This is a genomic window from Pontimicrobium sp. MEBiC01747, from assembly GCF_053601635.1.
This window is the reverse complement of sequence record NZ_JBSHNS010000274.1, coordinates 1-2,870: the sequence shown is the minus strand read 5'-3', so window position 1 is coordinate 2,870 and position 2,870 is coordinate 1. Positions and strand designations below refer to the sequence as shown.

At 30.8% G+C, this 2,870-nt stretch carries 4 protein-coding genes; 1 reads left to right on the top strand and 3 read right to left on the bottom strand.

Annotated features, from left to right (window positions below):
• Window positions 1-100: 100 nt before the first annotated feature.
• From murA to ACVC2P_RS09040, 3 genes are all read right to left on the bottom strand, one after another.
• Complete coding sequence (gene murA, locus ACVC2P_RS09050) at window positions 101-1,411, bottom strand: UDP-N-acetylglucosamine 1-carboxyvinyltransferase (protein WP_452598153.1); 1,311 nt, start codon at window positions 1,409-1,411, stop codon at window positions 101-103.
• 8 nt (window positions 1,412-1,419) lie between these two features.
• Complete coding sequence (locus tag ACVC2P_RS09045; RefSeq protein WP_452598152.1) at window positions 1,420-2,073, bottom strand: DUF4290 domain-containing protein; 654 nt, start codon at window positions 2,071-2,073, stop codon at window positions 1,420-1,422.
• Between the two features lie 143 nt (window positions 2,074-2,216).
• Window positions 2,217-2,510, bottom strand: coding sequence for a DUF493 family protein (locus ACVC2P_RS09040; protein WP_452598151.1), 294 nt, complete (start codon window positions 2,508-2,510; stop codon window positions 2,217-2,219).
• Between the two features lie 94 nt (window positions 2,511-2,604).
• Between ACVC2P_RS09040 and ACVC2P_RS09035 the strand changes: the two genes are divergently transcribed.
• Window positions 2,605-2,870: AAA family ATPase (locus ACVC2P_RS09035; RefSeq protein ID WP_452598150.1), on the top strand; the 266-nt coding region annotated here is incomplete at its 3' end.

Here is a 2,870-nt window from a genome sequence, read left to right as displayed (position 1 = left end):
CTAGACATGTTTACAAATTGATAAAAAAATAAAATTTACTTAAACTAAAAAAGCTTCAATAATTATTGAAGCTTTTTTAGTTTTTTAATTACAATAGAAATTAAGCTAATCTCTCAATTTTAGCTCCTATTGCTTGTAATCGTTCTACAATATGCTCATAACCTCTATCTATTTGTTCTATATTATGAATAGTTGATGTTCCTTTTGCAGATAATGCTGCTATTAGTAAAGAAATACCAGCTCTAATATCTGGAGAAACCATAGTTGTAGACTTTAATTGCGATTTAAAATCATGTCCCATTACTGTAGCTCTATGGGGATCGCAAAGAATAATTTTTGCTCCCATATCTATTAATTTATCTACAAAGAACAAACGGCTTTCAAACATTTTTTGGTGTACCAAAACCTCTCCTCTAGCTTGTGTAGCAACAACCAACACAATACTTAATAAATCTGGTGTAAACCCTGGCCATGGCGCATCTGCAATTGTTAGTATAGAACCATCTATGTAGTTTTGAATTTCATACCCTTCGTTATGTTCTGGGATATAAATATCGTCTCCTCTTTTTTCTAGAGTAATTCCTAGTTTAGCAAATACATTAGGTATTTGTCCTAAATCATCCCAACTAACATTTTTTATAGTCAACTCACTTTTAGTCATTGCTGCTAAACCAATCCAGCTACCAATTTCAATCATGTCTGGTAGCATTCTATGCTCTGTACCTGCTAAGTTATCAACACCTTCAATAGTTAAAAGATTTGAACCTACTCCAGAGATTTTAGCTCCCATTCTATTCAGCATCTTACATAGCTGCTGTAAATATGGTTCGCAAGCTGCATTATAAATAGTTGTTGTTCCTTTAGCTAAAACAGCAGCCATTACAATATTGGCAGTTCCAGTAACAGATGCTTCATCTAAAAGCATATCTGTACCTTTTAATTGTTCTGCTTCAACACCATAGAAATAGTCTTCTCTATTATATCTAAATTTAGCGCCTAAGTTTATAAATCCTTCAAAATGGGTATCTAATCGTCTACGACCAATTTTATCTCCTCCAGGTTTTGGTATGTATCCTTTACCAAACCTAGCTAATAAAGGTCCAACAATCATAATAGAACCCCTTAAGCCTCTACCTTCTTCTTTAAATTTTTCAGATTCTAAGTAACTAAGATTTATTTCATCTGCTTGAAAAGCATAAGATCCTTTATCTAGCTTATTTACTTTTACTCCTAAGTTTCCTAAAAGAATAATGAGTTTATTAATATCTATAATATCTGGGATATTATTTATTGTAACAACTTCTGGAGTTAATAATACTGCGCATAATATCTGCAATGCTTCATTTTTTGCGCCTTGAGGTTGGATATTTCCTTTTAACTTATGACCACCTTCAATTTTAAATGTTCCCATGTACTAGTCTAGTATCTTTTTTTGTTGCGATTGGAGTTATTGCTTTTTTTATGCTGTCCTTTTTTATTATTAGAATACTTTTTCTTAGCGTTACTACGTAATAGGCTTGAAGCGTCTCTAAGGGTTTCTGTAGAATCTTTTAAGTTAATTTTTCCATCAGATAGTTCATATAAATGATCAAAAATAACAGCATCTTCAACAGTATCCTTATTCCAATTAAGGAAACACTTTTTCATATGGTTAGCAATAGTATATGTTAAAGCTTCTTTTAACTCCCCTTCTTCCCATGTTATAGCAACATCTATCATGGTTTTAATATTATTTCCATAGAAACGATATTTTGGGAAATTCTGAGGATACTTTAACTCTTCTGGGCGTTCTTCTAAAGCCTCTTTAGAAGGTTTTCCGTAAGGCGAGTCTGCATCTAATTCAAAATTAGACATTATAAATAATTGATCCCAAAGCTTATGTTGAAAATCTGGAACATCACGTAAATGAGGCTGTAAATTTCCCATTACCGCTATAATAGCTTTAGCAACTTTATTGCGTTCTTCTTTTGTTTCTCGGGTTTTAGCAAAATTCACCATTTTTTGAACATGTCTCCCATATTCAGGTATAATTAAATGCTCTCGCTCTGTGTTGTACTCTATATCGTATATCAAAATAAAATGTGTAGAATTAATAACTATTGCATTGAAGTATCTATGCAAGCGCAAAATACAAAAAAATGTTTACAGTTCCCGTTAAACTCTTATTATTAAATAAGAAACTATAAGTTTTTACTTTATTCTAATCAAAAAGAAAATTAAAGAGATATAACACCTTCAATTTTTTCTGCAACTTCTAGATATTTAGCAATTACCGCATCTGGGTTTTTCATCTTTACATTTATAGAAATACTAGTATACTTTCCATTACTAGACTGCTTTGTATTAATTACTGCTCCCATAGAATCGAATATTAACTCTACATTTTTCACCTTACTAGGAGTAGACAATACTATAAATTTATATAAATATTCCGAAGGCCAAGACGCAGTTTCTTGTAATTGCGTTCTTAACTTATCATAAAATGCTTTAGAATCTTGTTGCTTGCTCATGTACTTTAAAATAGACTGCAAATATACTATTTACTTTGTATTTTTTTTATAGCATTTAAATTCCGATTTTTACACTCTAAAATCTTTCCTAAAATTGAATACAAAAAAAATAGTAATAACTGGAGGTCCAGGAACAGGAAAATCCTCTATAATCAACGAATTAATTAAAAGAGGTTATACCTGTTTTGAAGAAGTATCAAGGCAAATTACTTTAGAGGCGCGTAAAGATGGTATTGAACAATTATTTTTAACTAAACCATTATTGTTTAGTGAGCTATTATTAAAAAGTAGACAACAACAATTTATAGATGCCAATAAAAATAATAGCGAATTTGTATTTTTAGATCGCGGTATTCCAGA